Genomic DNA, 26,715 nt, shown 5'->3' on the forward strand with positions numbered 1-26,715 from the left:
GGCGGTCACCGATGCGGGAGGGCACTGACGATGGCGTGGCTGCTGGTGGTGGTCGCCGGACTTCTGGAGACGGGCTTCGCCGTCTGCCTGAAGCTCTCGCACGGCTTCACCCGGCTCTGGCCGACCATCGCGTTCTGCGTCTTCGCGCTCGGCAGCTTCGGTCTGCTGACCATGTCGCTGAAGAAGCTCGACGTCGGACCCGCCTACGCGGTGTGGACCGGCATCGGGGCCGCGGGCACCGCCATCTACGGCATGATCTTCCTCGACGACGTGGTCTCCACGCTCAAGCTGATCTCGATCTCGCTGGTGATCCTCGGCGTGATCGGGCTCCAGCTCTCGGGGTCCTCGCACTGAGCACCGGCTCCTGCGGCCGCGAGATCGCTCAGGCTGCGGAATCCGCAGTGCGCTCGACCACCTCACGCACCAGTGGCACCCCGTCCCCCGCCGCCCCGGGCTGCGGGGGCACCAGCGCGTAGGACAGGGCGAGCCGCAGGGCGAGCTCGCAGGTCACGGCCAGGGCCGCCGGGTCGTGCGGCGGGCGCCCGCCGTCCAGGACGGCCACCGCGCGGTCCCTGACCTGCCCGAGCAGTTCGGCGGGGGTCGGCGGTCCGGCCTCGGCCGACCGCTGTGACGGTAGGGGTGAGCCGGCCGGGCGGGCCCGGTGGGCGGGTCGCGGTAATCGGTCCTCCCAGCAGCCCGTGAGCAGCCCTCGCAGCAGGTCGTCCGTCCGGGTGGCCCGGACCGTCCAGGCCGCGGTGGCGGCCAGCCTGTCGCCGGTGCCGCCGGCTGTTCCCAGCGCCCGCTCGACACCGGCCAGGTAGGCGTCGGCGGCCCGCCGGACCAGGGCACGGGCCAGTCCGTCCTTGCTGCCGAACTCGTTGTAGAGGGTCTGCCGGGAGACTCCGGCGACGGCTGCCACGTCGACCATCCGCACGGCCGGCCAGGGCCGGCTGCCCAGGGCCGCGTGGGCGGCGTCCAGCAGTGCGTCTCGCGCTGTCGGCATCGTCGCCTCCCACGCCGGGTCCTGCGTTTCAGAGTTGACGCGCTCCCCCGGACTGTCAAGAGTCCGGGCAGCGTCCGGGGCCCTGCGGCCCCTGTTCGCCGACGGCCGGTCCGGGGCCCTGTGGCTCCGCTCACCCATGGTCGATACTGTGACGGTCATGCCCGATTACCACGATGATCTGCGCCTCGCCCACGTGCTGGCCGACGCCGCCGACGCGACGACGATGGACCGGTTCAAGGCTCTGGACCTCAAGGTCGAGACGAAGCCGGACATGACGCCGGTGACCGAGGCCGACAAGTCCACCGAGGAGCTGATCCGCGGTCAACTCCATCGGGCCCGCCCGCGCGACGCGATCCTGGGCGAGGAGTACGGGATCGAGGGGACCGGTCCCCGGCGCTGGGTGATCGACCCGATCGACGGAACGAAGAACTACGTACGCGGCGTGCCCGTCTGGGCGACGCTGATCTCGCTGATGGAGGCCGGTGAGGACGGTTTCCAGCCGGTCGTCGGCCTGGTGTCCGCGCCCGCGCTGAACCGGCGCTGGTGGGCGGCGAAGGGCGCGGGGGCGTTCACCGGCCGCAGCCTGACCTCGGCGTCCCGGCTGCAGGTGTCGAAGGTGGAGCGGATCGCGGACGCGTCGTTCGCGTACTCCTCGCTCACCGGCTGGGAGGAGCAGGGCCGGCTCGACGGCTTCATGGATCTGACCCGGGCCTGCTGGCGTACCCGCGGGTACGGGGATTTCTGGCCGTACATGATGGTCGCCGAGGGATCGGTCGACATCTGCGCCGAGCCGGAACTGTCACTCTGGGACATGGCGGCCAACTCGATCATCGTGGACGAGGCGGGCGGCCGGTTCACCAGCCTGGACGGGGTCTCCGGGCCGGGCGGCGGCAACGCGGCGGCCTCGAACGGAACGCTCCACCACGAACTGCTGGGCTATCTGAACCAGCGCTACTGAAGCCGCCTACGGCCTGACCAGCGTGTTTGCCCCCTCTTCACTCCTGCTGGGCCGGCTGTGGGCCGTCGTCGGTGTCCGCGCCGCTCTCGAAGGCCCGGTTCACCGCCTCCCGCGTCCGCTTCTCGCTGCTGGGCATCAGGTGCGTGTACGTCCGCAGCGGGAAGCCCGGATCGTGGTGCCCCAGGTACTCGGACAGCGCCTTGATGCTCTCTCCCGCGTCCAGCAGAACGGACGCGTAGAAGCGCCGTACGCGCCTCACTGCCGGACGCCGATAAAAACAATCAACCGAGCCCCACACTGTTTGCTACACAGACCCCGAGCACGGTGATTCGCGCATCTGCATTGTCGCTCTCCAGCACCTGAAGTCTGTCGCGTGCGCTGCTCAAGTCTTCAGAAAGGTCCAGGATGTCTGCGATCAAACTGTTTATTCGCCGCGCGTTCTCGTCGCCGTTCAACGGCGCTACCCCTTCCGATGAGTGGCCGGATAGGCCACAAATCGGAGCCACACCGATGGCATTGTCTGCGGCGTGAACTTCAATCCACTGGTGCTATTCGTATTGATGGCCGGGCTTGCCCCTTTGGGTCTAGGATTGCGGCTCATTCACTTGCGACTTCGGCAGAACCGTTTCTACGCGAGCGGAAGAGGGCGGAGGTCGACCGGGGTCTGCGTACGATTGCGGTGGACGTCCGGAGGTATGGTTTCCAGCGGAATCCGCTACGTGGACGAGCAGGAAAGTGAATTCATGGCCTGGTCTGCGCCGACCGGGGTTGCGCTGGTGGAAGTAGGTGAATCCGCCCGTATTCTCTATGATCCGCTGCATGCCGCGACCCCGATCGTCAACGACCAGCATCGAAAAGTCGGGTCATATTCCTTCGGAGGAATACTCTGCGGGATCGGTATTGTGCTCGTCTGGCTCCTGGGGGGCAGCATGTGGTGAATCCATGCGCGGTTCGCTTCTTTTTCGTCACGTTCGATCCGACGCCTCCCGGAACGCGCATCGGTAATCTTCGGTTTCGAAGTGGAGCGTTCATCCGGATGGGAGAGCGGAGGTGCGTGAGGTGCCCCGCGTCCACTTGAAGCGGACGTCGGACGGATCCGTAGCGGATCGCCGCCGCAGCCCTCGCCCTGCTCCAGCTCGGCTACGGCCGAGCCATCCGAACGATCACGCAACGCCCTGCTCCGTTACTGGGGACAGCTTGTAATGCGTAGGTCTCGGGTTCGGATCCGGACGGCGGCGCCAGAATCCTTCGTCGACACTCGCCAACCAGGGGCCTCCTGTTGCTCGGGCGTAGCGCATCACACAGCGGCGACCGCCTGTGCGAGCAGCGGAGCGTTCGAGCCCTGCAGCATGGCCCTTCTTGGCGCGCTTGGTCTTCTTCTGGGCCGCCTGCGGGCCGTCCGAGGGGGCCCACGATGACCGACAACGACCAGTGACGCCCACAACCACGCAGCTCACCGGCATACTACGGAGCGATGCCGCACCCCATCGGAGGGGCAATTCACCACCAGCGCTACTGCCCGTTGCGGACCGGACCGTACGGCGCTGAGCAGGCGCACCGGTCACACGAGGGGCCTGCCGCACCACCGCGCGCCCCTCGGACGATCTTCACCCCCCTTGTTGCCGCCCCTGAACAGTGCGACTCTGAGAGTCCCCCCGCTTGTGAACTTGTGAACCGACTCACAGAGTCGCTCACGAAGGAGGTGGCTCCCTTCATGCTCGTCCGTGACGCCATGAGCACGGTGGTCCTCACCATCGGCCCCGCCCACACCCTCCGCCAGGCAGCCCGGCTGATGTCGGCGCGCCGGATCGGAGCAGCAGTCGTCCATGACCCGGACACCTGCGGTCTCGGCATCATCACCGAGCGCGACATCCTGAACGCGGTCGGATCCGGCCAGAACCCCGACGTCGAGACCGCCGCCAAGCACACCACCACCGATGTGGTCTTCGCCGCGCCGGGCTGGACCCTGGAGGAGGCGGCCGAGGCCATGACGCACGGCGGCTTCCGGCATCTGATCGTGCTGGACGACCACGGCCCGGTCGGCGTCGTGTCGGTGCGCGACATCATCCGCTGCTGGGCACCGGCGGGCCGCCATCCGGTGGAGCTGGTCGGCTGAGCGCGCGTACGGAAACGGCCGGCCGGCCCCCGTACTGGGGGACCGGCCGGCCGGGGCAGGCGGCTGTCAGCCGCGGAGGGCCTGGACCGCCGCTTCCAGTCGCTTGCCGAAGTCTCCGTCGGCCTGACGGAAGTTGCTGACCGCCCGCTCGGCGATGTCGTCGCGCGAGACCTTCGAGATGAACCCGGCGAGGTTGTCGATCAGCCGGGCCTTCTCGTCCTCGGAGTAGAGCCGGTAGAGGTTGCCCGCCTGGACGAAGTCGTCGTCCTCGGCGTGCACGGCGGCCTCGTGGTCGCCGGTGCCGCCGGTGACCTGGGTGGGCTCCCACAGCGGGCGGCCGGTCTGGGCCGGGCCGCCGAAGCTGTTCGGCTCGTAGTTCTTGGCGCCCTTGTGGCGGCCGTCGTACAGGTACCCGTCACGGCCGTACGTCCGCGCCTCGGCGGCGTGCGGCCGGTTCACCGGCAGGTGGTCGGCGTTGATGCCGACGCGGTAGCGGTGCGCGTCGCCGTACGCGAAGAGACGGCCCTGGAGCATCTTGTCCGGGGACGGGCCGATACCGGGCACGAAGTGCGCGGGGCTGAAGACCGACTGCTCGGTCTCCGCGAAGACGTTGTCCGGGTTCCGGTTGAGCTCCAGCTTCCCGATCTCGACCGGCGGGTAGTCCTCGTGCGGCCACACCTTGGTGAGGTCGAACGGGTTGAAGCGGTAGGCGGCCGCCTCGGCAGCGGGCATGATCTGGACCTGCACGGTCCAGGACGGGAAGTCGCCGCGCTCGATGGACTCGCGCAGATCGCGCTGGTGGCTGTCCGGGTCCTCGCCGGCCAGCTTGTTGGCGTCGTCCTGGGTCAGGTTCTTGATGCCCTGGTCGGTCTTGAAGTGGTACTTGACCCAGAAGACCTCACCGGCCTCGTTGTTCCACTGGTAGGTGTGCGAGCCGTACCCGTTCATGTGACGCAGCGTGGCCGGGATGCCTCGGTCGCCGAAGAGCCAGGTCACCTGGTGGGTGGACTCGGGCGACAGCCCCCAGAAGTCCCAGACGTTGTCCGCCTCCTGCGAGCCGGTGTACGGATCGCGCTTCTGGGTGTGGATGAAGTCGGGGAACTTGATGGCGTCCTTGATGAAGAACACCGGGGTGTTGTTGCCGACGAGGTCGTAGTTGCCGTCCTCGGTGTAGAACTTCAGCGCGAAGCCGCGGGGGTCACGCACCGCGTCGGCGGAGCCGAGGTTGCCGGCGACGGTGGAGAAGCGCAGGAAGGTCTCGGTCTGCTTGCCGACCTCGGAGAGGAACTTCGCCCGCGTCCACTGGGAGACGTCGCGGGTCAGCGTGAACGTGCCGTACGCACCGGCGCCCCGGGCGTGCACGATGCGCTCCGGAATGCGCTCCCGGTTGAAGTGCGCGAGCTTCTCCATCAGCGACTGGTCCTGCACCAGTACCGGACCACCGATGCCGGCGGTCTGGCTGTTCTGGTTGTCGGCGACCGGTGCTCCGGTCTCTGTGGTGAGCGGTCCCTGCGTCACGTGCGCCTCCTGCGTCATTCCTGCACATTCGTCATGTCTTCATGGCGTGCACAGCCTGTCCCCTGGCCTGCGTCGAACTCGATCCTACATTGGACTTAATCCAAGTCAAGCAGGCATCCAGAGTCACACGAGTTCGGAACAGGACCCCTCCACTGCTAGGATTGCCCTCATGAGTGACCTGCTGGAACGACTTCGTGGACGCGGCTGGCGCATGACCGCACAGCGGCGCGTCGTGGCCGAGGTGCTCGACGGGGAGCATGTGCACCTGACAGCGGACGAGGTCCACGCGCAGGCCGTCGCCAAGCTGCCCGAGATCTCCCGGGCCACCGTCTACAACACGCTGGGCGAGATGGTGACACTCGGTGAGGTCATCGAGGTCTCCACCGACCGCCGGGCCAAGCGTTACGACCCGAACGCGCACCGCCCCCACCACCACCTGGTCTGCGCGACCTGCGGCGCCATCCGCGACGTACACCCGGCGGGCGACCCGCTGGCGGACCTGCCGGCCGGCGAGCGTTTCGGCTTCATGATCTCCGGCGTCGAGATGACCTACCGGGGCATCTGCCCGAACTGCGCCGCGGCCGCCTGACTTCATCCCCTCCCCCAGCCCCGCACCGGACACGCCGGCGCGGGGCTTCTTCGTATGCGCCCGCGCACTGACCCCCGCGCACCCCCTTCCCGAATCTGACGGGTCGTCATATCGTCATCGGCGATCACCGCCGCCCCGCGGCGGCTCCGCACCTCGATTGCGTACGAGGAGAGACCCGTGGGAGACCCGCACCCGAACCCACCCCCCGCGCCACCGCCGTCCACCGACGCCCCCAAACTCCGCGCCCGCTCCCTCGCCCGCTCCTTCGGACGGGGAGCCAAGACCCTGGCCGCCCTCGGACCGGTCGATCTCGACATCGTGCCGGGCGAGTTCGCCTGCATCGTCGGCCCGTCCGGCTGCGGCAAGTCCACCCTGCTCCGGATCGCGGCCGGACTGCTGCGCCCCAGCGCCGGCGAGCTGTCCATCCGTACGGCATCACCCCGGCCCGCCGCGATGATCTTCCAGGACTACGGGATCTACGACTGGAAGACCGTCCTGGCCAACGTCCGCTTCGGCCTCGACATCCAGCGCGTCCCCCGCAAGGAGGCCGACGCCAGGGCGCACGACTGGCTGTCCCGGATCGGTCTCGCCGAATTCGCCGGGGCCTACCCGGCCGCGCTCTCGGGCGGGATGCGCCAGCGGGTCGCGATCGCCCGCGCACTCGCCGTCGAACCCGAGATCCTGCTGATGGACGAGCCCTTCGCCGCGCTAGACGCCCAATTGCGCACGATCCTCCAGGACGAGCTGCTGGAGCTCACCCAGACCACCCGCACCACCACCCTCTTCATCACCCACAGCCTGGAGGAGGCGATCGTGCTCGGGGACCGGGTGCTCGTGATGTCCGCCCGCCCCGGCCGGATCATCGCCGAGCACCGCCCTCCGTTCGAGCGGCCGCGCACCGGCGAGATCCGCTCGACGCCGGAGTTCACCGCGCTGAAGAGCGAGTTGTGGGACCTGCTGCGCGGCGAGGTCCGCGGAGAGGCGGCCCTGGTATGAGCACCGCCGTGAAGTCCGCGAACGCCGACGAGCAGGTGCTGGTCCGCAGGCCGGGCCCGCAGGAGCTGCATCCCGTACGTACCCACCTCAGGCGCCGCACGCTCGAAATCGCGCTCGCCGTCGCCGTACCGCTGCTCCTGGTGCTGCTGTGGCAACTGGCCGCCGCCAGGTCCTGGATCGACGACCGGGTCTATCCCGCGCCCTCCACCATCTTCGCGGACGGCTGGGACCGGGCCGCCGACGGCGATCTGTGGCCCGATGTGTGGGCGACGCTCAAACGGGTCCTCGGCGGCTACACGATCGGCACGGTCGCGGGCTACGCGCTCGGCCTGCTGATGGGCTCGCTCGCCCTGGTGCGAGCCGCGCTGGAACCCTTGCTCGACGCCCTGTACGTCGTACCGAAACTGGCCCTGCTGCCGGTCTTCCTCAACATGTTCGGACTCGGTGAGGGACCGCAGATCGCCCTGGTCGCCGCCACCGTCTTCTTCTTCGTCTGGATCTCGACCATGGCGGCCGTGCTCGCCGTCCCGGTCGGCCACCGGGACGCGGGGCAGGTCTTCGGCGCCTCGCCCTGGCAGATGTTCCGGCACGTGCTCCTGCCGGCCTCGCTGCCCGCGGTGCTGGTCGGCGCGCGGATCGCGGCCGGGGTGGCGGTGCTGGTCATCGTCGCCTCGGAGCAGATCGCGGCGGCCGACGGACTGGGCCATCTCATCTTCGACTCCCGGGCGCTGTTCCAGAACGACGTGATGTTCGTCGGCATCGTCTGTGTGGCGGTGCTCGGCGTCGTCTTCTCCGAAGTGGTCCGGATAGCCGGCCGGCTGCTCACCCCCTGGGCCCCCCGCGACCGGGGCCGCAGCCAGTCGTGACCAGCAACCCTCGTTCCCCGTACGGAGGCACTGTGCGCACACGTACCCCCTTCACCTGCACCGTCGTGCTCGTGGCGGCTTCACTGCTCGGCGCGGCGGGCTGCGCCGGGAAGGACTCCCCGGGCGACGACTCCGCCGGCTCCGCCGCGCCCCGGACCGTCAAGCCCGTCGCCGGCTGCGGCGCCGGGAGCTGGACGGACCCCTCGGACCTGTCGCCCGACCGCAAGCCCGCCCGCTGCGAGAAGGGGGCCCCCGAGGCCCGGCCGTCGGCGAAGAAGCGGAAGATCGTCCTGGCCACGGGCACCCTGAGCGCGGAGTACGTGGCCCCGCTCCAGGTCGCGGTGGCCAGGGGCGAGTTCGCGAAGGAGGGCCTGGACGTCCAGCTGAAGGTGCTCCCCACCCCGGACGCCCTGCCCCTGCTCGCCAAGGGGGACGTCGACGCCCAGTGGGCGGCGCCGGAGGTCGCGGTGATGAACGGCATCAACGGCGGCTTCGACATCAAGTGGGTCGCGGGCAACTTCTCCCCCGACCCGGCCTCCAAGAGCGGCCTGTGGGTACGGCTCAAGGACGGCGAGAGCGCCGATCACGTCGATATGGCAGGCCGGAAACTCGGCACGATGATCGGCAAGGGCTCGGTGATCGCCTACCCGATGGACACCTCGCTGAAGAAGCACGGCGGCGGCCTCGACAAGATCAGCTTCCAGCAGCTCGGCTCCGCGGACGTGCTGACCGCCCTGCAGAACGGCGGTGTGGACTCCGCCTGGCTGCTCGACCCGATCTGGCGCAAGGTGGACGGCGACAAGAAGTACGCCTTCCTCGGCGGCCAGCCGGCCGGCGAACCGCTCGGCGGACTCCTGTTCGGTCCGAACCTGCTGAACAAGGACCCGGACGCGGGCGTCGCCTTCCTGCGGGCCTACATCCGTACGGTGAACACCTACTTCGCCGGCGACTACAAATCCGACCCCGCCTTCGTCAGCGAGCTGGCGAAGCTGATGAAGACCGACGAGGCCACCCTGCGCTCGACCCCGTCCATGCGGATGGACTGGGAGATCCGGGCGGGCACCACGGACCGGGTGCAGAAGGCGTACGCCGACTCGGGCGTCGAAACGGGCACTCCGGTACCGGAGGACGAGGCCGTGAACCGTGCGATGTACGGCGAGGCCGTGGGCCACAAGCCCTGAGCGGGGCCCGTTCCGCACGGGAACATGCACAGAGGGCCGGATCCCCGAAAGGATCCGACCCTCTGTTTTAGTAGCGGGGACAGGATTTGAACCTGCGACCTCTGGGTTATGAGCCCAGCGAGCTACCGAGCTGCTCCACCCCGCGCCGTTGTGATCCCCACATTACGTCACCCCTCCGGACCAGCGCAAATCACTTCGATCAAGCCCGTCCGGCGATTGAGGAGAAGGCGGGGCGGAAGGCATCGCGCCCCCGAACCCCGCCCAGCCCGCACCCGCAGCCCGCCTACGCGGTCAGCTCCTGGTGCAGCGCCTCACGCAACCGCGCGGCCCGCTCCGAGACCTCCGCAGGCCCCAGCTCCACCGCCCGCGCACACCACCGCTGCCCCTCGGTGAGCTCGCCGCGGCGCGCGGCCAGCAGGGCCAGGCGCAGGGCCGCCCGCCCGTGCCCGTCGTTCGCGGCGCGGCTCCACCACAGCGCCGCCTCGCGCTCACTGCCCTCGCGGGCGAGCAGCAGACCGAGGTTGAAGGCCCCGTTGCGGCTGCCCGACTCGGCCGCCTCCCGGTACCAGCGGCCGGCGCTCTCCACATCGCCCCGGGACGCGGCGAGCATCCCGACGCGCACCTGGGCCCGGCGGTGGCCCTGCTCGGCGGCGCGCTCGTACCACTCCTCGCACTCGGACTTCTCCGGCATCGGCTCGCCCAGGGCGGGCGGGCCCGGCGGCGGCAGCCGCGAGTCCAGCACCCCGGCCAGCCGGAAGGCGGCCTCCGCGCTGCCGCCACCGGCGGCGCAGCGCAGGTGGCGCTCCGCCTCCCGCTCCTCGCCGTGGTGCAGCAGCGCCATGCCGACCTGCAGCGCCGCCTCGGTGTGGCCGGCCGCCGCAGCACGCTCGTACCAGAGCAGGGCCGCCCGGTCCTCGTCGCGCCCGGCGTGCAGGATTCCCAGGTTGAACGCGGCGTCGACACTGCCCGCCTCGGCTGCCTTGGAGAACCACGGCTCCGCACCGGTCGCGTCGCCCGCCTGGAGCAGCAGCACGGCCAGCGCGTTGGCGGCCTCCCGGTGACCTGCGTACGCGGCCCGCCGGTACCACTGCTCGGCCTGCGCCGTACGGTCCTGGGCGGCGCAGAGCAGCCCCAGGTTGTACGCGCCGTTGACGTCACCGGCGTCCATGGCCGCGCGGTACCAGCGCTCGGCGGTCTGCTGCTCCCCGCGGGCCGCGTGCAGCGCACCGAGCGCGTTGGCGGCGTTGCCGTCGCCCTCCTGCGCGGCGCGCAGCCACCACACGGCGGCGCTCTCCCGGTCGCCGGCGTCACGGAGCAGGAAGCCGAGCGCGCACGCGGCACGCGCCTCGCCCGCCTTGGCCGCGATCAGGTACCAGCGTCCGGCCTCCTTCAGCTCGCCGCGCTGCTCCAGGATGGCGCCGAGGTGCAGGGCCGCACGCCGGTGACCGCGCGCGGCGGCCTGGCGGTACCACTGCTCGGCCTCACCGACCCGGCCGGCTTCGGGGCCGGCGACCGGGCTGTCGTCCTTGCGCCCGGCCGACCGGCCGGGGGCGGTGTCCGTCCCGTCGTCCGCCGGGGTGCGGGGGCCCAGTCCGGGGCGCCCGAACGCGTCGTGCGCGTCGTCCGCCGCGTTGCGCTCCACCATGCGCGCCAGCCGGTACGCGGCTTCGCGGTGCCCCTGCTCGGCCGCCGCCCGCAGCCAGCGCTCGGCGCCGACGTCGCTGCGGTGCTCAAGGAGATCGGCGAGGGCGTACGCGCCCAGCGCGTGGCCCTGCTCGGCGGACTGGCGCAGCCAGTACTCGGCGCCGGGCTCGTCGCCGCGCTCACGGTAGTGGCGCCCCAGGGCGTGCGCGGCCGCGGCGGAGCCGGCGACGGCAGCGGTCCGCCACCAGTCGGCCGCCTCGTCCGGGTAGCCGCGCTGGTGCAACAGGACACCGAGGTTGTTCGCCGCCGCCCGGTCGCCGTCGGCGGTGGCCGCGCGCAGGTAGGCCTCGGCACCGCTCAGGTCGCCCCGGCGCAGCAGCAGGGCACCGAGGACGCTCATCGACGCGGTGTCCCCGGCGTCGGCGGCGCGACGGTGACGCGCCTCGCTCTCGGCGTTGTCCGCACTCTCTGCGGTCTCCGCGCCCTCGGCGTGCTCCACGCCGTCCGCGGACTCTGCGGTCTCTGCACTTTCGACGGTCGCGGCACACTCCGCAGTCTCGGCGGTTTCGATGTAGTCGTTGTACCGTGCGGCGGCGGCAAATGCCACATCCAGCACGTTTTCCGCCGGATGGGCATGACGCTGACCAAACCGCCCTGTCTCCAACAGAGTTGCCCTGTCCCCCATAAATACCATCGTCGCACCACCTGTAACCCGCGTACACCTGGTATATCGCGGCCAGCGAGGTCAATTCAGCGTTTTGTCGACTTGGCCACAGAGAGACAAGTCAAACACGCCCCTGCTCAACTGCTGCCCCATGAACCGCACTTCACGCCGACTGTGCGAAAAAGTCACGACGGCACGGCGAAGGCCCGGATCCTCGAAAGGATCCGGGCCTTCGTCTTTCAGTAGCGGGGACAGGATTTGAACCTGCGACCTCTGGGTTATGAGCCCAGCGAGCTACCGAGCTGCTCCACCCCGCGCCGTTGTGTTGAAACCGTACCACGGCGCGGAGGTGAAGCTTTACCGAGTCACTCAGCCACCGCTGTCGGCGCTGGCCGGCTTGTCCGACGCATCGGTCTTGTCACTCGTACCGGCCTTGTCACCCTTGTCGGTGCCATCGGCCTTGTCACCCTGGCCCGCCTTGTCACCGTCGCCGGGACTGCCGGACTTGGGCTGGGCGGCCGCCGCACGCTCCAGGGCGTCCTGGAGATCCGTCTGGGCCTTCCCGTAGGCGGTCCAGTCCTGCTTCTTCAGGGCTGCCTCGCCTTCGGTATAGGCCTTCTGGGCGTCCGCGATCGCCTTCTTCAGCGCGGCGTCACCGGTGGCCGGCGGCTCCGTGGTGTCACCCGGTGGTCGCGTGTTCTCGGCCGGTGGCTGGCTCGTATCGGACTCGTCCACCCCGAAGACCGCGTTGAGCGCATCCCCGAGACTGTTCTCGAAGACGGTCTTCGACCCGTACGAGGCGGCGACCTTGCGCAGCAGCGGATAGTTCTGGGTGCCACCGCGCGTGTACACCGGCTCGATGTAGAGGAAGCCCCCTTCGAGTGGCACCGTCAGCAGGTTGCCGTATTCGATGTCGGAGTCGGTGCCCTTCAGGTTTCTCACGAACTCGGCGACGTCGTCGTTGCCGTTGAGCTCACTCTGTACCTGGCCGGGGCCCTTCACCGTGGTGGTGACTCTGAGCAGTCTTATCGTGCCGTAGTCCTTGCTGGACGCATCGGCGTCCACCGCCATGAACGCTCCCAGGTTGGGCCGCCCCTTGGGGGTGAGCGTCGTCGTCAGCGAGAACTTCTGGGCCTTCTGGTCCGGCATCTTGATGCTCAGGTAGTAGGGCGGGACGGCGCCGGACTCCTTGTTCGTCGGGTCGTCCGGGACCTGCCACGCGTCACTGCCGCTGTAGAACTGGGCGGGGTTCTCGACGTGGTAGCGGGTCAGCAGCTCGCGCTGCACCTTGAACAGGTCCTGCGGGTATCGCAGGTGATCCATCAGGTCCTGCGGGATGTCCGCCCTGGGCTTCACCGTCCCGGGGAACGCCTTGCGCCAGGTCTTGAGGATCGGGTCCTCGGTGTCCCACTCGTAGAGCTTGACCGTGCCGTCGTAGGCGTCGACGGTGGCCTTCACCGAGTTGCGGATGTAGTTGACCTGGTTCTGCTGGGCGACGACGGCACGCTGGTTGGTGGTCAGCGAGTCGGCTGTGGTGTCACCCAGCGTCGTGCGCGAGGCGTACGGGTAGCCGTTGGTCGTGGTGTACGCGTCGACGACCCACTGGATGCGGCCCTTGACCACGGCCGGGTAGGCGTCGCCATCGATGGTCAGCCAGGGAGCGACCGCCTCGACCCGCTCCTTGGGGGTGCGGTTGTACAGGATTCGCGAGCCGTCACCGATGGCTCCCGAGTACAGGATCTGCGGTTCGCTGAACGCCACCGCGTAGGCGGCGCGGTTGAACGCGCTGGAGAGACTGATCCCGCTCTTGCCCTTGTAGCTGGTGGTCTTCTCGCCGTCCTCCTCGTAGTCGAGCTCCTTCTGGGGCCCGCCGACGATGGAGTACTGCTCGGTCTTCTCGCCGTAGTAGATCTCCTGCTGGTACTTGCCCAGCTCGCCGGTGGTCGGCAGGCCCGACTCGGTGAAGTCGGGAGATCCCTTCGGGTTCGTGCCGGTAGTGGTACCCCGCGCGGCGATCGCGCCGTAGCCGTGGGTGTAGGTGAAGTGGTCGTTGATCCAGTTGCGCTTGGGGATGCCCTGAAGGTTGAGCTCGCGCAGACCGATGACCGTGTCCTGCTCCTTGCCGGCCTCGTCCTTGTAGCGGTCGACATCCAGCGTCTTGGGGAACTGGTAGTAGTTCCTCTTCTGCTGGAGCTGCTGGAAGGCCGGGGAGACGACGTTGGGGTCCATCACCCGGTAGCTGGCCGCCGCGTCCGCGCCGGCGCGGAGCTTCGTCTCGTCGTCCGTGGTGCTCTTGCCCGCGTAGTCGTCGACCTGTGCGTCGTCGATGTCGTAGGCATCACGCGTGGCGTCGATGTTCTTCCGGATGAACGGGGCTTCCTTGGCCTGCTCGTTCGGCTGGACCTGGAACTTCTGCACGATCGCCGGGTAGAGCCCGCCGATCAGGATCGCGGAGAGGACCATGAGCCCGAAGCCGATCACCGGCAGCTGCCACGTGCGGCGCCAGAGCGTCGCGAAGAACAGCACGGCGCAGATCGCGGCGATGCAGAACAGGATCGTCTTGGCCGGGAGGTAGGCGTTGGCGTCGACGTACCGCAGCCCCGTCCAGTTGTCCGTGGCCTTGAAGTCGCTGGACTTCACGGCGAGCCCGTAGCGGTCGAGCCAGTAGGCCACGGCCTTCAGCGCGACGAAGATGCCGAGCAGCACCGAGAGGTGACCGGTGGCCGCCCCCGTCGCCCGTGCGCCGGGGCTGGTGATGCGCAGCCCGCCGTACAGGTAGTGCGTCAGCGCGGCGGCGACCAGGGAGAGCACCGTGGCCGCGAAGCCGAAGCCCAGCAGGAAGCGGTACCAGGGCAGGTCGAAGGCGAAGAAGGACACATCCAGATGGAACTGGGGGTCCTTCTGCCCGAACGACACGCCGTTCACGTACATCAGCCAGGTACGCCACTGGCCGGAGGACGACGCTCCGGCGATCAGCCCCACGAGCGCGGTGATCGCGAGCAGCACCCACTTCTTGTACGGGGCGAGGCTCATCCGGTAGCGGTCCAGGCTCTGCTGTTCCAGCGACATCGCGCTCAGCGGCGGCCGGAGCCGGTGCGCGAGCCAGATGTTCACGCCGACGGCGACGGCCATCAGCAGCCCGAAGACGAGGAACAGCCCGATCTTGGTCCACAGAGTGGTGGTGAAGACGGATGAATACGCGACCGATCTGTACCAGAGCCAGTCCGTCCAGAAGCCCGCGAACATGACGAACGCCATGGCGAGAATCGCCAGGACGCCCAGTGTCATGAGCAGGGTTCGGGCGCGCCGGGACGGGCGGCCGACTCTGATCCGTGGCCCTGTCGGGCCTCCGCCGCGGTCCGGCATCTGGAAAGCCAACGTGCGCACCTCAAAGTTCGCGGTCGTGTTGAAGGGGCCCCGCGATCGTAGAGCCCACCTATGCAACTTACTGAGGCTTTACCTAGTTCCCGTTCCCGGGGCAGAAGGAGGCAGGATGTTGTCCATGTCCAACGTTTCCCCCTCAGGCCCTCCGATGGCCGCGAGCCCGCTCACCGTAGCGGTGCTCGAAATCGACGAATACATCTCCGGTCTCGGCTGGGACCAGCCCGCCCGGCTCTTCGCCCTCGTCGACACCGCCCGGCTGCGGGTCCAGGAGCCGGGCCTCGCCGCCCAGCTCGGCCTCGACGGCGACGGCTCGAAGGCCGCCGCACTCACCCCTATTGAGCAGGAGGAGCTTCCCGCAGGTACCGCGCTCGACGAGTTCCTCGCCACGATCGCCTGGCCGGACTCGGTGGTCGGGTGCGCGATGACGGTGGAGCGGCTGATGCTGCCGCCGTCCGCCGAGGCCTCCGTCCCCGAGGGTCTCGACGACACCCAGCTGACCAAGTGGGTGGCCAGGCATCCGGACCGTCAGGAGGTGCGGATGACCGTGGCCGTGCTGCGGGACGGCGCCCGGGAGTCGGCCGTGCGGCTCCGGGAGAAGGACTCCCCGAACGACGTGCTGACCGGAGCCGGTCTGGTGCCGGGGCTGGCCGAGGCACTGGCCGCGACCTTCGAGTCCTGACCCGTCCGGTCCGCCGGAGCGGGGACCGGTCAGCCTGTCGAGCAGCTCGCCAGGCCGGCCGTGTCCCCCGAGCGGATCCTGTCCAGCGACTTCTTGGCGTCGTCGATCGTCTTCACCCGCACCAGGGTGAGTCCGTCGGGGGTGTCGGACGCGGCCGACTTGCAGTTGTCGGCCGGGGTCAGGAAGTAGCGCGCGCCGGCGTTGCGCGCGCCGACCAGCTTCATGTTGATGCCGCCGATCGGTCCGACCTTGCCCTTGTCGTCGATCGTCCCGGTGCCCGCGACGAACTTGCCGCCCGTCAGCTGTCCCGGGGTGAGCTTGTCGATGATGCCGAGCGAGAACATCAGACCGGCGCTCGGGCCGCCCACGTCGGCGAGCTTGATGTCGATGTCGAACGGGAAGGTGTGGTCCGTCCCCGCCTGGATGCCGACGATCGCCCGGTTCTCCTTGGGGGCCTTCGCGGTGGTGAGGGTGATCTTCTCGGTGCCCTCGGGCTCCTTGCCGGCCTTCTCGGCCGCCGCCGCGGCCTTGGCCGGGATGACCGTGAAGGTGACGTCCTGGCCGGGCTTGTGCCGGGTGACGAGCTTCGCGACGTCCTCGGGCTGCTTGACCGCCGTACCGTCGACGGCCTTGATCACGTCGCCGGCGTGCAGCTTGCCCTGGGCGGGGCTGTCCTTGATGACCGTGGAGACGACGACCCGTGACGACACCGGGATGCCCAGTTCGGTGAGGGCCGCGACCTTGGCGCTCTCCTGGGACTGGCTGAACTCCTCGGCGTTCTCCTGCGTCGACTGCTGCTCGGTCTTGCCGTCCGGGTAGAGCGTGTCGTGCGGCACGACCAGGCTGTCGTGGCCCAGCCATCCGTAGACGGCCTCGACGAGGTTCATCCTGTAGTCGGCGCCGGTCACCCTGACCGTCGTCATGTTGAGGTTGCCGGACGTCTTGTACGTCTTGTGCCCGGTGATCTGCAGTACGGGGTCCCCGTCGACCTCACCGAGCGTGTTCACGGTCGGCCCGGGAGACATCTCCGCGTACGGCACGTTAATCAGCACACCCGCGCAGAGCAGCGCGATCAGAACCAGGGTGGAGGCGAGCATCGTCGCGGTTCGGCGTGGCATGGAACGACAGTACGGGAAGGGTCCGTCTGTCCACCGCCGGGGCCGGTCCGTACGAGGTCCGGGGCGGGGCTCCGGAGGGGCGTCGGCGGCTCTCGGCGGACGACACGGCGGCTCGGATTGGCGACCGCGTACGTTCGGCGTGACGTCAGACGTTCGATATCTGCTCGACCGGTTCCGAACCGGAGTGCGACTTCTCCATCGCCTCGCGGAACCGGGCGTAGCCGGCGAGTTCGGTTACATCGCCGGTCGTGCGATTACGGGCGGCCCAGCCTCCCCATATCGCGGCACCGAACGCAGCGAAAAGCGGAATCAACAACCAGGCGAGTGCTGCCATGACGACCTCCCTGCCCCATGAGCAACCGCAACTGACCGATCAGCAGATTAACCATCTGCAGAGCCAACGCTCACGGCAGGGGTGCGGTTACGCAAATCGGGGGGAAGCCCACCCGGCCGGGTTTGCGCTCAGCAGGCGCCGACCCACTCCTCCGTACCGTCCGAAAAGCGCTGGTGCTTCCAGATCGGAACATCGTGCTTGAGGTCGTCGATGAGCCTGCGGCAGGCCTCGAAGGCCTCCGCGCGGTGCGGGCAGGAGACCGCCACGACCACGGCGAGATCGCCCACCTCCAGTTCACCCACCCGGTGGACGGCGGCGAGCGCCCGGACCGGGAAGGCACCCACGACCTTCTCCGCCACCCGGCGCATCGCGTCCTGCGCCGAGGGGTGGCACGAGTAGCCGAGCGCACCCACGTCCTGGCCGCCGTCATGGTTGCGCACGGTGCCGACGAAGAGGGCGGTGCCGCCCGCGGCGTCGTCGCCCACGGCACGGAAGACCTCGTCCAGCGACAGCGGCGTGTCGCGGATGTCCAGCAGCCGGATGGGGTCCTGTGCGGCCTGCTCACCGGGGTGGTCATACGTAGGTGCCATACGGACCATCGTGCCGTACCGGGCCGGCATCACGGAATAGCGCAATCCGCTGGTGGGGCGCCGTCGCCCTTGGAGCCTCCTACAGATGCCAAAACCGTGCCCGGACACCCGGCACAGGCCCCGGGGCCTGCATCGGGTTGCCGCGGGACGCCCGGGACAGGTCCCAGGACCCGTCCGGAGTTCCCTGTCGTTCGCGCGGAGCGCGGGGGCGCCCAGGGCCCTTCGTTTGGATCGTGCCGGACACCGCGAGCCCGGCATGATCCAAACGAGAGGCCCTAGATACGGCGACGCGCCTTGCGGGCGCGTCGTACCAGCGCGGCGGTGCCCAGCAGGGCCACGGTCGCACCGGCGGCACCGGCCGCGGTGGCGTCCTTGCGGCCGAGTCGGCGGCCGGCGAGGGTGTGCCGCCCCTCCACCTCCTCGAGGAGCGCGGCGAGCACCTCCTCGTTGGTCCAGCTCGGGCGCCAGCCCGCGTCGTGCAGCCGGCTCACGCTCACCACCCAGGGGTGCATCGTGTACGCCAGATCGCCCGCGGGGGACGGGGTGAGGCCGATCCGGTGCAGCCTGGCGGCGGCTCCGAGCGCGACGGCGGAAGGCAGCTCCATCCGGCGGACACCGCTGATCTCCTCGACCTCCTCCTGTTCGAGCCAGCCGTCGCAGCCGACCGCGAACTCCCCGTCGATCTTCTCGAGCGCGGCGTACTCCAATGCTGTGACCAGGTCGTCCACGTGGCAGAACTGCCAGGTGGGATGCGATCCGGCGACGACCAGGAGGCGCGGTGACTCGAAGTACCGGGTCAGCGCCGTGTCCGTGCCGCCGACGAGCACCGTGGGACGGACCACCGTGACGTGGAGCCCGGGGTGCGCGCGGGGCGCGCGGCGGCCGAGCCGTTCGATCTCGAGGAGGTCGCCGACGCCGGTCGCCTCCGCGGTGGCCCGCAGCTCGGCGTCCTCGGCCAGCGGGATGTCGTTGTCGGGCAGCGCGCCGTAGACCATCGCGGAGGTGCACAGCACGACCCGGTGGACGCCGACGGCCGCCGCGGCGGTCAGCACGGTCTGGGTGCCGCGCACGTTGTAGGCGGTGCGGGCGGCGGCATCGGTCTCCAGGTCGAGATCGAGCGCCAGGTGCACCACGACGTCCGCGCCCCGCAGCTTCTCCGCGATCGCCGGGTCGCGGACGTCGAGGATGTGCCAGGTCGCCCCGGAGACCTCCCCGCGACGCTCGTCGATGGCGATGACCTGCTTGATCTCCTCGGAGGCCGCGAGCCGGGCCGCGAGCAGCTCTCCGACACCCGTGGCGGCTCCGGTGATGGCCACAACGGGTCCACGGCCCCTGGAACGGCTCCGGACGGCTTTGCTGCCGGTCCCGTTCTCGACCGGGCTCTCGGTCGTACCGGCGATCGTGCTCTCGGTCGGGCCCTGCGACCTGTTCTCGGGCCTCTTCTCGTTCTTCTTCCCGGGCTTCTTCTCGGGCGGCGGGTCGTCCAGGTTTCGCGCTGCGCGAACCTGTGGATCTGGGGAACTCACCGGGCGTCTCCAGCGGTTGTCTTCAGTACGTACCCGAATGACGCGTACGTACCAGGTGGCGTCCATCCTGCCGCAGGCCGGGAGCCGGCGGAGCACTGAGGCCCTGAGCGGACTTGGTGTCTACGCTGGATGGTGATGTCGGGCAGTCGCCGTCGGTTCGATCCGGCGGCCCTACGAGCCGAGGAAACCCGTGAGTGACACCCCATTCGGATTCGGCCTTCCGCCGGAGGAGCCGGACGACGGCGACCATGGCAAGAAGAAGGACCCCACCGGAGGTGGGCAGGGTTCGGGCGGTCCGGCGAACCCGCTCGGCTTCGGCCCCGGCGCGGGCGGTGACAACCCCTTCGCCGCGATGTTCGGTTCGATGAACCCGAACGACCTGGGCGCCGCCTTCCAGCAGCTCGGCCAGATGCTGAGCTACGAGGGCGGTCCCGTGAACTGGGACATGGCCAAGCAGATCGCCCGCCAGACCGTCTCCCAGGGCAATGCGGACGGCACCAAGGACGCGAGTGTCGGCCCGTCCGAGCGCGCCTCGGTCGACGAGGCCCTGCGGCTGGCGGACCTCTGGCTGGACGGCGTGACGTCACTGCCGTCCGGTTCCGTCTCCACCGTGGCCTGGAGCCGCGCGGAGTGGGTCGAGGCCTCTCTCCCCGCCTGGCAGAAGCTGGTCGACCCGGTGGCCGAGCGTGTCGGTCTCGCCATGGGTGACGTGCTGCCCGAGGAGATGCAGGCGATGGCGGGCCCGCTGATCGGCATGATGCGGTCGATGGGCGGCGCGATGTTCGGCCAGCAGATCGGGCAGGCCGTCGGAGTGCTGGCCGGTGAGGTCGTCGGTTCGACCGACATCGGGCTGCCGCTGGGCCCGGCCGGCAAGGCCGCGCTGCTGCCGCTGAACGTCGAGCGCTTCGGCAAGGACCTGAGCGTGCCGCAGGACGAGGTGCGGCTGTACCTGGCGCTGCGCGAGGCCGCTCACCAGCGTCTCTTCGCCCACGTGCCGTGGCTGCGCTCGCACCTGTTCGGCGCGGTGGAGGGCTACGCCCGAGGCATCAAGGTCGACACCAGCAAGCTGGAGGACGTGGTCGGCCAGTTCGACCCGTCGCAGCCCGAGCAGTTGCAGGAAGCGCTTCAGCAGGGCATGTTCCAGCCGGAGGACACCCCGGAGCAGAAGGCCGCCCTGGCCCGCCTGGAGACGGCGCTCGCGCTGGTCGAGGGCTGGGTGGACGCCGTGGTCCACGAGGCCGCGAAGTCCCGGCTGACCTCGGCGGACGCACTCCGCGAAACGATGCGCAGGCGGCGCGCCTCCGGCGGTCCCGCCGAGCAGACCTTCGCCACGCTGATCGGTCTCCAGCTGCGTCCGAGGCGGTTGCGTGACGCCTCGCGGCTGTGGGCCTCGCTCACGGACGCGCGGGGCCTCGACGGACGCGACGCGCTGTGGGAGCACCCCGACATGCTGCCGACCGCCCACGACCTGGACGATCCGGACGGCTTCGTCCACCACGAGCAGCTGGACTTCTCCGAGCTGGACAAGATGCTCGGCGAGGCCGCGAACGGGCCGCAGAAGCCCGCTGCGGGCGCCGACGACAAGGACGGGCCCGGCCAGGACGGCGCCGGGGGCAAGGGCGACAGCGGTACGGCCGGCGAAGGCACGGACGGCGACAGCAAGGACGACACCGACAAGTGAGCCTGCACGACGACGCCGTTCTCGTACTGAAGAACTACGAGGGCGGTGGGGATGCTGCCCAGGAGGAACTGCGCCGGGCCTATCTGGAGCACCTGGCGCTGCATCCCGACGGCATGTGGAAGGCGTGCGGGGCCGGGCACCTGACGGCGAGCGCGCTGGTCGTGGATCCCGAGCGCGGCAAGGTACTGCTCACGCTGCACCGGAAGCTGCGGATGTGGCTGCAGATGGGCGGTCACTGCGAGCCCGGGGACGCCACGCTGGCCGGGGCGGCGCTGCGCGAGGCGGCCGAGGAGTCCGGTATCGCCGGTCTGACGCTGCTGGCGAGCAGCCCGGTCACCCTGGACCGCCACCCGATCCCGGCGCCCTGCAACTGGCACCTCGATGTCCAGTACGCGGCACTGGCACCCTCGGGCTCGACCGAGCGGATCAGTGACGAATCGCTGGACCTGCGCTGGTTCACCTACGACGAGGTCCCCGAGGTCGCCGACTCCTCGGTGGTGCGCCTGGTGGAACGTACGCGGGCGGCGTTGGGCGGCGTCCGGTAGCGGGAACGGAACGGCGACTGCGCGGACCGGGCGACAGCACGGCAGGACCGGAGCACTGGTAAGGGGCGTCCTCCAGAGAGGACGCCCCTTACCAGTGCTATCGGGTGCGGCTCAGTTCCAGGCGTTGTTCTGGTTCTGGGCGTGGACCCCCTGCTGGCCCATGCCGAACTGGGCGGCCAGCCCCTGGCCGATCTGGGCGCTCTGCGGCGGCAGCACCTCACTCGGCTGGACCAGTGCGAAGCCCTGCCCGAGGAAGCTGAGCTCCCAGCCCTCTCCGGTGTTGCCGCGTCGGCGCATGACGCCCGAGGAGTGCGTCTGGGCCTGCATCTGCACGCGCAGCGAGCTGGACCAGGCGACGACGGCGTCCGCGTCGGCGTTGACGTACTTGTCGGGCGTGACCTGCATCATCAGGGGCTGGCCGGAGGTCATCAGGGCGACCTTGCCGGTGCCGGAGATGTTGAGCTGGTACTTGCCGGTGCCCGAGATGCCGTACTGGCTGTCCACCGCGATGACCTCGGTGTGGAGTGACGAGTCGAGCGCCAGGACGTAGGCACTGTCCACCGTCATACCGTCGCGGTCGACATCCACCACGTGGACGTACTGCGCCAGGTTGGCAAGATAGACGGTGCCCTGACCCGAGCACCGCATCAGGTCGAGGCCCTCACCGGTGCTGGCGCGGGCCCGGCGCTGTCCGTGCGACTGGTACTCGCCGTCGAACTCCATGAGTCCCTGGTAGGCGACCATGGCGCCCTTGCGGGCCAGGACGTCGTCGTGGCCGGTCAGCGAGACCCGCAGGAGCTGCGGGTTCTGCACCGTGTACCGGTCCTGGGACTGCTGTTCCGTGTAGCTGAAGAGCGGACTCTGCATGGTGTGTTCTCCCTCCCCGTCAGTTCCGGACCCGCAGGCGGTCGGTACTGTCCTCGCTCGGCTGGACGACGACGATTCCCTGGCCCGAGAAGGCCATCTGGAACGCCTCTCCGCTGCCCCGCCCGATGAGCGAGGAGGCCTTGAAGCTGCGCTTGCCCTTCACCTTGAGGTTCGGTGACCACGCCACCAGGGCGTCCGGGTCGACGTACGTCTCGTCCTCGCCGCGGCCGCAGTCGACGACGATCGGCGTGCCTCGGGAGGTGATGGCGACCCATCCGGTGCCCGAGATGCAGACGTTCCAGAGGCCCTGGCCGGCGAACTTGGCGAGCCCCTTGACGCGTTCGACACCCCAGGTGAGATGGGCGTCGAAGGCGAGGACGTTGGTGCCGTTGACCGAGAGGGAGTCGTTGTTGAGATTGATGACGACCACGTCCGCGCCGTAGTCGGCGAGGTAGAGCAGCCCGTCACCGGCGCACTTCATCAGGGGGGTGCCCTCGCCGGTGATCCACTGCGAGGCCATCTGGCGGACGGCGGGCGGATTGGGTTCGTACTGGACGAAGCCCTCGTACGCCACCATCGAGCCGGTGCGCGCGTAGAGGTCCTGGCCGGTGGCCATGGCCACCTTCAGCATCGAATGGCCGTGGTTCGCCATCCGGGCCGTTACGGGGGTCGGGGCGTAGCCCGCGAGTTGCTGATTCATGACGGGCTCCCTCAGACCTCGTAGGGCTGGACGACGATGAAGTTGCCGGGTGCGCCCCGGAACTGGAGGTTCACGGTCTCTCCGCTGTGTCCGGGGTAGGCGTTGCGGCGCAGCCGGACCTGGCTGGAGACGATCACCTGGGACGCCGAGGACCACGCCACGACGGCGTTGCAGTCGGCGAAGGTGGTCGGGGTGACCGGCAGGACGACCGGCACACCGTGGGTCTTGACCACGACGGTGCCGGTGCCCTGGAACTGCATGGTGAACAGGGCGCCGCCGGGGATGCCGTGGCCCTCGATCCTGCGGACCTCGTGCTGCAGCGACTCGTCGAAGGCGAGGACGTTCTCCGCGGAGACGCAGATGCCGTCGCCCTGGAGTTCGACGGAGTGCAGGTGGGAGCCGTCCTCGGCGAGGAAGACCTGTCCCCGGCCGGTGCAGCGCATCAGCTGCATTTCCTGACCGGTGGCGTTGCCGACGATCCGGCCGGCGAAACCGGCGCCCTTGTAGCCGAAGTCGACCTTGCCCTGGTACATCACCATGCTGCCCTGCCTGGCCAGCACTCCCCCACCGCCGTTGGTGAGGTCGACCCGCATGAGCTGCTGATTCTGCGAGGTCCAGCGCTGGCCGGTGGCCGTCTCCTTGTACGGCTGCAGCGCGGCCAGGAGCCCCGCCCCGGCCGGCGGCACCCCTTGCGGCACGCCCTGGGGCATGCTCCCGGGCGGCTGCTGTCCGTACGGGGCCGGAGCAGGCTGGCCGTACGGGGCGGGGGCCTGCTGCCCGTAGGGCGCGGGAGCCTGTCCCGGGATCTGCCCGAACTGAGACTGCTGGGGCGGCTGCCCCGGCTGCCCGTACGGAGCGGGCGGGGGCGGAGGCGGCGGGGGCACGCTGCCGCCCTGCGGTGCCAGCGGCGCCACGATGGTGGGCGCGGCGTGCATCTGCTGCTGCGGGGTGGGCGCGGGTGCGGCCGGGGCGCCGAAGGACGGTGCGGGCTGCGGGACCTGCGGTGCGGCCGGGGCGCCGAACGCCGGAGGGGCCGCCGCGGCCTGTGCGGGCGGGGCGAAGGACGGGGCTGCGGACTGCGGCTGCGGAGCCGCCGGCTCCTCCTCCGCGACCTCGCCTCCGAAGTTCTTCAGGAGCGCGTCGAGTCCGCCGTCGAAGCCCTGGCCGACAGCGGCGAACCGCCAGACGTCCTTCAGGTAGAAGTCACCCAGCATCACCGCACGCTCGGTGGTGAACTCCGAGCCGGTGAAGGCGTACCTGACGACTTCCTCGCCGCCCGCGACGATCCGGATGTACCCGGGGCCGACCTGCGCCATCTGTCCGGCACCGTCCAGCGTGGCGGTGAACGACAGTTTGTGGATGCTCGCCGGAATGCGGTCCAGAGTCACACGGAACGACTCGGTGTCACCGGCCTGGGCGCCCAGGAGCTGAATGGACTCCTCGGGCGATTTCGGCTGATTGAAGAAGATGAAATACCGGTCGTCGGAGAGCTGCTCATTGGCATCGAGGCCGAAACAGCTGATGTCAAAGGTCAGTCCCGGGCCGGCGATCTGCACACCTACGTACAGGTCCGTCCCCGGTGTGAGATCGCTGATCTTGGCCTTGTGGCCGCGTTGGAATTCCCTGGCCATGCGTAACGACCGTCCCCCATCCGGAAAGCTGAATGCGTCGCGTCAGGCTAACCGCAAAGTCCCGCCCCGGACCAAGCCGGTACAGACCCGGTACAGAATCGCCGAACGTCACTCGTCCCGCGCGGCGGGCAGATGCGGCAGCCGGTCCGCCGCCACCACCCCTTCGAGATAGCCGCGCGCCCGCTCGGTACGGGGGTAGGCGTCCAGGAGCCGCCAGAACCGCGGACCGTGTCCGGGCACCAGGAGATGGGCCAGTTCGTGGACGAGCACGTAGTCGACGACGTACTCAGGCATGCCCTGCAGCCGGTGCGACAGACGGATGCTGCCCTCGGCCGGGGTACAGGATCCCCACCGGGTGTTCTGGTTGGTCACCCACCGGACCGAGACGGGTCTGGCCCGGCCGTCGAAGTACTGCGCGGACAGCCGCTCCGCCCGCTCGGCGAGTTCGCTGTCACCGAGAATGCGTCTGCTCTCCTGGGCGGCCAGCTTGTCGAGCATGACACTCACCCAGCGCTGTTCCTCGGCCTCGGACATCCGGGCGGGGATCAGCACGATCGTGCGGTCACCCTCCCGGTACGCGGAGACCGTTCTGTTGCGGCGGGAACTCCTGCGGACCTCGACCGCGCTCGTCGTCGAGCCGCGGGGCGGATGGTCTGCCGCGCTGCGCTGCTGGATTCCGGCGCTGCGCGCAGGGGTCTCCCCGGCGAAGCCGGGCGACGGGTCGGCGGGCACGTCACGACGTTACCCGTTGCCGGTGGGGGAAGTCCCGTCTCCCGAACGGTTCACACATGATCCGCCCCACGGCGTGCACCATTTGAACGACTAATACCCCCCGCCTGTGGATAACTTTCCACCCGCTCCTGCGTCCCGGTGCATTCTGGCAATGGATCTCGCGCAGACGCACAGACCACACACGGACCGCGCACAGACACCGACCGGGGGAAAACCATGCATCCGATGTTGAAGCCCGCGTTGCGCCGCGCATGGCGCGGCAGCGGCACCGTCCAATTCGGCGTGACGCCCGCCCATGCGGTGAAGGTCGGCCCGGTGGACCTCGCGACCGGCAGTTTCCTGGAGCTCCTCGACGGAACACGCGGGATGCCGCTGTTGCGCGAAGAGGCCAGGGCTCTGGATCTCACCGAACAGCATGTGGACACCCTCGTCATGCGCCTGCTGGACGCGGGACTCATCGACGACGTGAGGGCCGGCGGTCCGGAAGCCGATGCGTTACGGAACAGGGCGGAGGCCATGGAGCGTCACCGGCCCGACCTCGCGTCCCTCTCCGTCGTGCATCCCGAGCCCGGCGGCGGGATGCGGCGGATGGCCGCCCGCCGCTCCATGCGCGTCCAGGTCCGGGGCGCCGGCCGGGTAGGTGCGGCCGTCGCCGCGGTGCTTTCCGGCTCCGGGGTGGGGCACGTCGAGGTTCTGGACGGCGGCACCGCCGAGCCGGGTGACGTCTCGCCCGGGGGTCTGCCGTCCTCGGCGGCGGGAGAGCGCCGGGACACCTCGGCCCGCCAGTTGGTCCGGCGCTCGGCTCCCGGCCCGGCGCGGCGAACGGCCCAGCCGCCGGGCCTGCCTGCGAGCGGCGAGCCCGGGCTGTCCCTGATCGTGGTGGCCCCTCGCGAGAGCCTCTCCGCGTACATCCCCGATCCGCGCACCGCCGAGCCGTGGATCGCCTCGGGCACACCCCACCTCTACGCCGGTGTCATCGAGGCCACCGGATTCGTCGGGCCCCTGGTGCTGCCGGGCGGCACGGCGTGCGCGGGGTGCCTCGATCTGAACCGGCGCGGCCGGGACCCGCAGTGGCCGCGGATGCTGGCCCAGTGGCAGTCCGGGCGGCGCAGCGCCGTACAGGCCTGCGACCTGGGCCTGGCCACCGCGGTGGCGGGTATGGCCGCCGCCCACGCCCTGTCCTTCCTCGACGGGGAACTGCCGGCCTGCACCGGGGCCCGGTGGGAAGCCGCCCTGCCGCTGTTGGACTGGCGGTCGGAGCCGATCCGGGCACACCTCGACTGTTCCTGTGGAGCGGGTGGGCACACTGAAGGGGTGCGCACCTCCGGGGCCGGCACGGCGCACGACACAATGGCCGGGTAGCCGCCGCACGGCAGTCTGGGATTTGGAGGGG

At 69.8% G+C, this 26,715-nt stretch carries 26 protein-coding genes and 2 tRNA genes; 12 read left to right on the forward strand and 16 right to left on the reverse strand.

The genetic code is table 11. The annotated features are described in order from the left end of the window. The first annotated feature begins 30 nt into the window (after positions 1-30). A complete protein-coding gene (locus tag ACGFU6_RS31670; RefSeq protein ID WP_024492250.1) occupies positions 31-354 on the forward strand; it encodes a multidrug efflux SMR transporter in 324 nt (107 codons plus the stop codon). A 28-nt stretch (positions 355-382) separates the two neighbouring features. Here ACGFU6_RS31670 and ACGFU6_RS31675 read toward each other — a convergent pair whose 3' ends face one another. Beyond that, positions 383-1,003 carry a TetR/AcrR family transcriptional regulator gene (locus ACGFU6_RS31675; protein WP_393615941.1) on the reverse strand — a complete coding sequence of 207 codons (621 nt, stop codon included), beginning with the start codon at positions 1,001-1,003 and terminating at the stop codon, positions 383-385. Positions 1,004-1,160: 157 nt separating this feature from the next. Here ACGFU6_RS31675 and hisN point away from each other — a divergent pair, with 157 nt between their 5' ends. Continuing rightward, positions 1,161-1,961 (forward strand): histidinol-phosphatase, encoded by an 801-nt coding sequence (gene hisN / locus ACGFU6_RS31680; protein WP_393615943.1) that lies wholly within the window; start codon positions 1,161-1,163, stop codon positions 1,959-1,961. A gap of 37 nt (positions 1,962-1,998) precedes the next feature. Here hisN and ACGFU6_RS31685 read toward each other — a convergent pair whose 3' ends face one another. Further along, entirely contained in the window at positions 1,999-2,220 is a 222-nt protein-coding gene (locus ACGFU6_RS31685; RefSeq protein ID WP_393615945.1) for an integrase, read from the reverse strand. A 22-nt stretch (positions 2,221-2,242) separates the two neighbouring features. Then, positions 2,243-2,416 carry a hypothetical protein gene (locus ACGFU6_RS31690; RefSeq protein ID WP_393615946.1) on the reverse strand — a complete coding sequence of 58 codons (174 nt, stop codon included), beginning with the start codon at positions 2,414-2,416 and terminating at the stop codon, positions 2,243-2,245. Between the two features lie 264 nt (positions 2,417-2,680). On the opposite strand from ACGFU6_RS31690, the gene ACGFU6_RS31695 reads away from it, so the two are divergent. Both ACGFU6_RS31695 and ACGFU6_RS31700 read left to right on the forward strand, forming a co-directional pair. Next, positions 2,681-2,899 carry a hypothetical protein gene (locus tag ACGFU6_RS31695; RefSeq protein WP_393615947.1) on the forward strand — a complete coding sequence of 73 codons (219 nt, stop codon included), beginning with the start codon at positions 2,681-2,683 and terminating at the stop codon, positions 2,897-2,899. A 776-nt stretch (positions 2,900-3,675) separates the two neighbouring features. Then, the gene (locus ACGFU6_RS31700) at positions 3,676-4,077 is read left to right on the forward strand and encodes a cyclic nucleotide-binding/CBS domain-containing protein (RefSeq protein WP_393615949.1); all 402 of its coding nucleotides are present in this window, start codon (positions 3,676-3,678) and stop codon (positions 4,075-4,077) included. A 66-nt stretch (positions 4,078-4,143) separates the two neighbouring features. Here ACGFU6_RS31700 and ACGFU6_RS31705 read toward each other — a convergent pair whose 3' ends face one another. Next, a complete protein-coding gene (locus ACGFU6_RS31705; protein ID WP_393615951.1) occupies positions 4,144-5,613 on the reverse strand; it encodes a catalase in 1,470 nt (489 codons plus the stop codon). 151 nt (positions 5,614-5,764) lie between these two features. Here ACGFU6_RS31705 and ACGFU6_RS31710 point away from each other — a divergent pair, with 151 nt between their 5' ends. The 4 genes from ACGFU6_RS31710 to ACGFU6_RS31725 all read left to right on the forward strand — a co-directional run bounded on the left by ACGFU6_RS31710 (position 5,765) and on the right by ACGFU6_RS31725 (position 9,227). Next, positions 5,765-6,184, forward strand: a complete 420-nt coding sequence (locus tag ACGFU6_RS31710; protein WP_393615953.1) for a Fur family transcriptional regulator — start codon at positions 5,765-5,767, stop codon at positions 6,182-6,184. A gap of 177 nt (positions 6,185-6,361) precedes the next feature. Then, positions 6,362-7,180 carry an ABC transporter ATP-binding protein gene (locus ACGFU6_RS31715; RefSeq protein ID WP_393615955.1) on the forward strand — a complete coding sequence of 273 codons (819 nt, stop codon included), beginning with the start codon at positions 6,362-6,364 and terminating at the stop codon, positions 7,178-7,180. Continuing rightward, positions 7,177-8,046: an ABC transporter permease gene (locus ACGFU6_RS31720; RefSeq protein ID WP_393615957.1), complete on the forward strand. Its 870-nt coding sequence runs from the start codon at positions 7,177-7,179 to the stop codon at positions 8,044-8,046. Before ACGFU6_RS31715 ends, ACGFU6_RS31720 begins: the two co-directional genes overlap by 4 nt. Before the next feature lie 32 nt (positions 8,047-8,078). Further along, a complete protein-coding gene (locus ACGFU6_RS31725) occupies positions 8,079-9,227 on the forward strand; it encodes an ABC transporter substrate-binding protein (protein WP_393615959.1) in 1,149 nt (382 codons plus the stop codon). Positions 9,228-9,298: 71 nt separating this feature from the next. Here the strand turns inward: ACGFU6_RS31725 and ACGFU6_RS31730 are convergent. The 4 genes from ACGFU6_RS31730 to ACGFU6_RS31745 all read right to left on the reverse strand — a co-directional run bounded on the left by ACGFU6_RS31730 (position 9,299) and on the right by ACGFU6_RS31745 (position 14,901). After that, positions 9,299-9,372: transfer RNA gene (locus ACGFU6_RS31730), tRNA-Met, on the reverse strand. A gap of 138 nt (positions 9,373-9,510) precedes the next feature. Further along, positions 9,511-11,565 carry a sel1 repeat family protein gene (locus ACGFU6_RS31735; RefSeq protein WP_393615960.1) on the reverse strand — a complete coding sequence of 685 codons (2,055 nt, stop codon included), beginning with the start codon at positions 11,563-11,565 and terminating at the stop codon, positions 9,511-9,513. Between the two features lie 213 nt (positions 11,566-11,778). Further along, positions 11,779-11,852 (reverse strand) — tRNA-Met (locus tag ACGFU6_RS31740). Between the two features lie 52 nt (positions 11,853-11,904). Beyond that, positions 11,905-14,901, reverse strand: coding sequence for a UPF0182 family protein (locus ACGFU6_RS31745; protein WP_393616005.1), 2,997 nt, complete (start codon positions 14,899-14,901; stop codon positions 11,905-11,907). A 127-nt stretch (positions 14,902-15,028) separates the two neighbouring features. On the opposite strand from ACGFU6_RS31745, the gene ACGFU6_RS31750 reads away from it, so the two are divergent. Then, positions 15,029-15,598: a PPA1309 family protein gene (locus ACGFU6_RS31750; protein WP_393615962.1), complete on the forward strand. Its 570-nt coding sequence runs from the start codon at positions 15,029-15,031 to the stop codon at positions 15,596-15,598. 29 nt (positions 15,599-15,627) lie between these two features. Here the strand turns inward: ACGFU6_RS31750 and ACGFU6_RS31755 are convergent, their stop codons facing one another. The 4 genes from ACGFU6_RS31755 to ACGFU6_RS31770 all read right to left on the reverse strand — a co-directional run bounded on the left by ACGFU6_RS31755 (position 15,628) and on the right by ACGFU6_RS31770 (position 19,166). Continuing rightward, positions 15,628-16,716 carry a PDZ domain-containing protein gene (locus ACGFU6_RS31755; protein WP_393615963.1) on the reverse strand — a complete coding sequence of 363 codons (1,089 nt, stop codon included), beginning with the start codon at positions 16,714-16,716 and terminating at the stop codon, positions 15,628-15,630. A 145-nt stretch (positions 16,717-16,861) separates the two neighbouring features. Next, on the reverse strand, positions 16,862-17,050 hold the full coding sequence (locus tag ACGFU6_RS31760; RefSeq protein WP_393615965.1) for a hypothetical protein: 189 nt from the start codon (positions 17,048-17,050) through the stop codon (positions 16,862-16,864). 128 nt (positions 17,051-17,178) lie between these two features. Continuing rightward, on the reverse strand, positions 17,179-17,640 hold the full coding sequence (locus ACGFU6_RS31765) for a molybdenum cofactor biosynthesis protein MoaE (RefSeq protein ID WP_393615966.1): 462 nt from the start codon (positions 17,638-17,640) through the stop codon (positions 17,179-17,181). A gap of 275 nt (positions 17,641-17,915) precedes the next feature. Next, positions 17,916-19,166: an SDR family oxidoreductase gene (locus ACGFU6_RS31770; protein ID WP_393615968.1), complete on the reverse strand. Its 1,251-nt coding sequence runs from the start codon at positions 19,164-19,166 to the stop codon at positions 17,916-17,918. Between the two features lie 190 nt (positions 19,167-19,356). Here ACGFU6_RS31770 and ACGFU6_RS31775 point away from each other — a divergent pair, with 190 nt between their 5' ends. Both ACGFU6_RS31775 and ACGFU6_RS31780 read left to right on the forward strand, forming a co-directional pair. Continuing rightward, positions 19,357-20,847: a zinc-dependent metalloprotease gene (locus tag ACGFU6_RS31775; RefSeq protein ID WP_393615970.1), complete on the forward strand. Its 1,491-nt coding sequence runs from the start codon at positions 19,357-19,359 to the stop codon at positions 20,845-20,847. Further along, positions 20,844-21,392, forward strand: a complete 549-nt coding sequence (locus ACGFU6_RS31780) for an NUDIX hydrolase (protein WP_393615972.1) — start codon at positions 20,844-20,846, stop codon at positions 21,390-21,392. The genes ACGFU6_RS31775 and ACGFU6_RS31780 overlap by 4 nt, the downstream gene beginning before the upstream one ends. 111 nt (positions 21,393-21,503) lie before the next feature. Here ACGFU6_RS31780 and ACGFU6_RS31785 read toward each other — a convergent pair whose 3' ends face one another. The 4 genes from ACGFU6_RS31785 to ACGFU6_RS31800 all read right to left on the reverse strand — a co-directional run bounded on the left by ACGFU6_RS31785 (position 21,504) and on the right by ACGFU6_RS31800 (position 25,322). Next, a complete protein-coding gene (locus ACGFU6_RS31785) occupies positions 21,504-22,259 on the reverse strand; it encodes an AIM24 family protein (protein ID WP_393615974.1) in 756 nt (251 codons plus the stop codon). 19 nt (positions 22,260-22,278) lie between these two features. Continuing rightward, positions 22,279-22,959, reverse strand: a complete 681-nt coding sequence (locus tag ACGFU6_RS31790) for an AIM24 family protein (protein WP_123523685.1) — start codon at positions 22,957-22,959, stop codon at positions 22,279-22,281. 11 nt (positions 22,960-22,970) lie between these two features. Next, positions 22,971-24,590: a TerD family protein gene (locus ACGFU6_RS31795; RefSeq protein WP_393615975.1), complete on the reverse strand. Its 1,620-nt coding sequence runs from the start codon at positions 24,588-24,590 to the stop codon at positions 22,971-22,973. A gap of 108 nt (positions 24,591-24,698) precedes the next feature. Continuing rightward, positions 24,699-25,322, reverse strand: coding sequence for a M48 family metallopeptidase (locus ACGFU6_RS31800; RefSeq protein ID WP_393615976.1), 624 nt, complete (start codon positions 25,320-25,322; stop codon positions 24,699-24,701). A 216-nt stretch (positions 25,323-25,538) separates the two neighbouring features. Between ACGFU6_RS31800 and ACGFU6_RS31805 the strand changes: the two genes are divergently transcribed. Beyond that, the gene (locus ACGFU6_RS31805; RefSeq protein WP_393615978.1) at positions 25,539-26,684 is read left to right on the forward strand and encodes a ThiF family adenylyltransferase; all 1,146 of its coding nucleotides are present in this window, start codon (positions 25,539-25,541) and stop codon (positions 26,682-26,684) included. Positions 26,685-26,715 lie beyond the last annotated feature (31 nt).

This window comes from Streptomyces sp. NPDC048462, from assembly GCF_043200175.1.
Taxonomy (GTDB): domain Bacteria; phylum Actinomycetota; class Actinomycetes; order Streptomycetales; family Streptomycetaceae; genus Streptomyces.

Bases quoted from the DNA above. Each gene is read 5' to 3' on its own strand.
- ACGFU6_RS31670 (WP_024492250.1), top strand. From the start codon at position 31: ATGGCGTGGCTGCTGGTGGTGGTCGCCGGACTTCTGGAGACGGGCTTC.
- ACGFU6_RS31675 (WP_393615941.1), bottom strand. From the start codon at position 1,003: ATGCCGACAGCGCGAGACGCACTGCTGGACGCCGCCCACGCGGCCCTG.
- hisN (WP_393615943.1), top strand. From the start codon at position 1,161: ATGCCCGATTACCACGATGATCTGCGCCTCGCCCACGTGCTGGCCGAC.
- ACGFU6_RS31700 (WP_393615949.1), top strand. From the start codon at position 3,676: ATGCTCGTCCGTGACGCCATGAGCACGGTGGTCCTCACCATCGGCCCC.
- ACGFU6_RS31705 (WP_393615951.1), bottom strand. From the start codon at position 5,613: ATGACGCAGGAGGCGCACGTGACGCAGGGACCGCTCACCACAGAGACC.
- ACGFU6_RS31710 (WP_393615953.1), top strand. From the start codon at position 5,765: ATGAGTGACCTGCTGGAACGACTTCGTGGACGCGGCTGGCGCATGACC.
- ACGFU6_RS31720 (WP_393615957.1), top strand. From the start codon at position 7,177: ATGAGCACCGCCGTGAAGTCCGCGAACGCCGACGAGCAGGTGCTGGTC.
- ACGFU6_RS31735 (WP_393615960.1), bottom strand. From the start codon at position 11,565: ATGGTATTTATGGGGGACAGGGCAACTCTGTTGGAGACAGGGCGGTTT.
- ACGFU6_RS31745 (WP_393616005.1), bottom strand. From the start codon at position 14,901: ATGCCGGACCGCGGCGGAGGCCCGACAGGGCCACGGATCAGAGTCGGC.
- ACGFU6_RS31750 (WP_393615962.1), top strand. From the start codon at position 15,029: ATGTTGTCCATGTCCAACGTTTCCCCCTCAGGCCCTCCGATGGCCGCG.
- ACGFU6_RS31755 (WP_393615963.1), bottom strand. From the start codon at position 16,716: ATGCCACGCCGAACCGCGACGATGCTCGCCTCCACCCTGGTTCTGATC.
- ACGFU6_RS31760 (WP_393615965.1), bottom strand. From the start codon at position 17,050: ATGGCAGCACTCGCCTGGTTGTTGATTCCGCTTTTCGCTGCGTTCGGT.
- ACGFU6_RS31765 (WP_393615966.1), bottom strand. From the start codon at position 17,640: ATGGCACCTACGTATGACCACCCCGGTGAGCAGGCCGCACAGGACCCC.
- ACGFU6_RS31785 (WP_393615974.1), bottom strand. From the start codon at position 22,259: ATGCAGAGTCCGCTCTTCAGCTACACGGAACAGCAGTCCCAGGACCGG.
- ACGFU6_RS31790 (WP_123523685.1), bottom strand. From the start codon at position 22,959: ATGAATCAGCAACTCGCGGGCTACGCCCCGACCCCCGTAACGGCCCGG.
- ACGFU6_RS31795 (WP_393615975.1), bottom strand. From the start codon at position 24,590: ATGGCCAGGGAATTCCAACGCGGCCACAAGGCCAAGATCAGCGATCTC.
- ACGFU6_RS31805 (WP_393615978.1), top strand. From the start codon at position 25,539: ATGCATCCGATGTTGAAGCCCGCGTTGCGCCGCGCATGGCGCGGCAGC.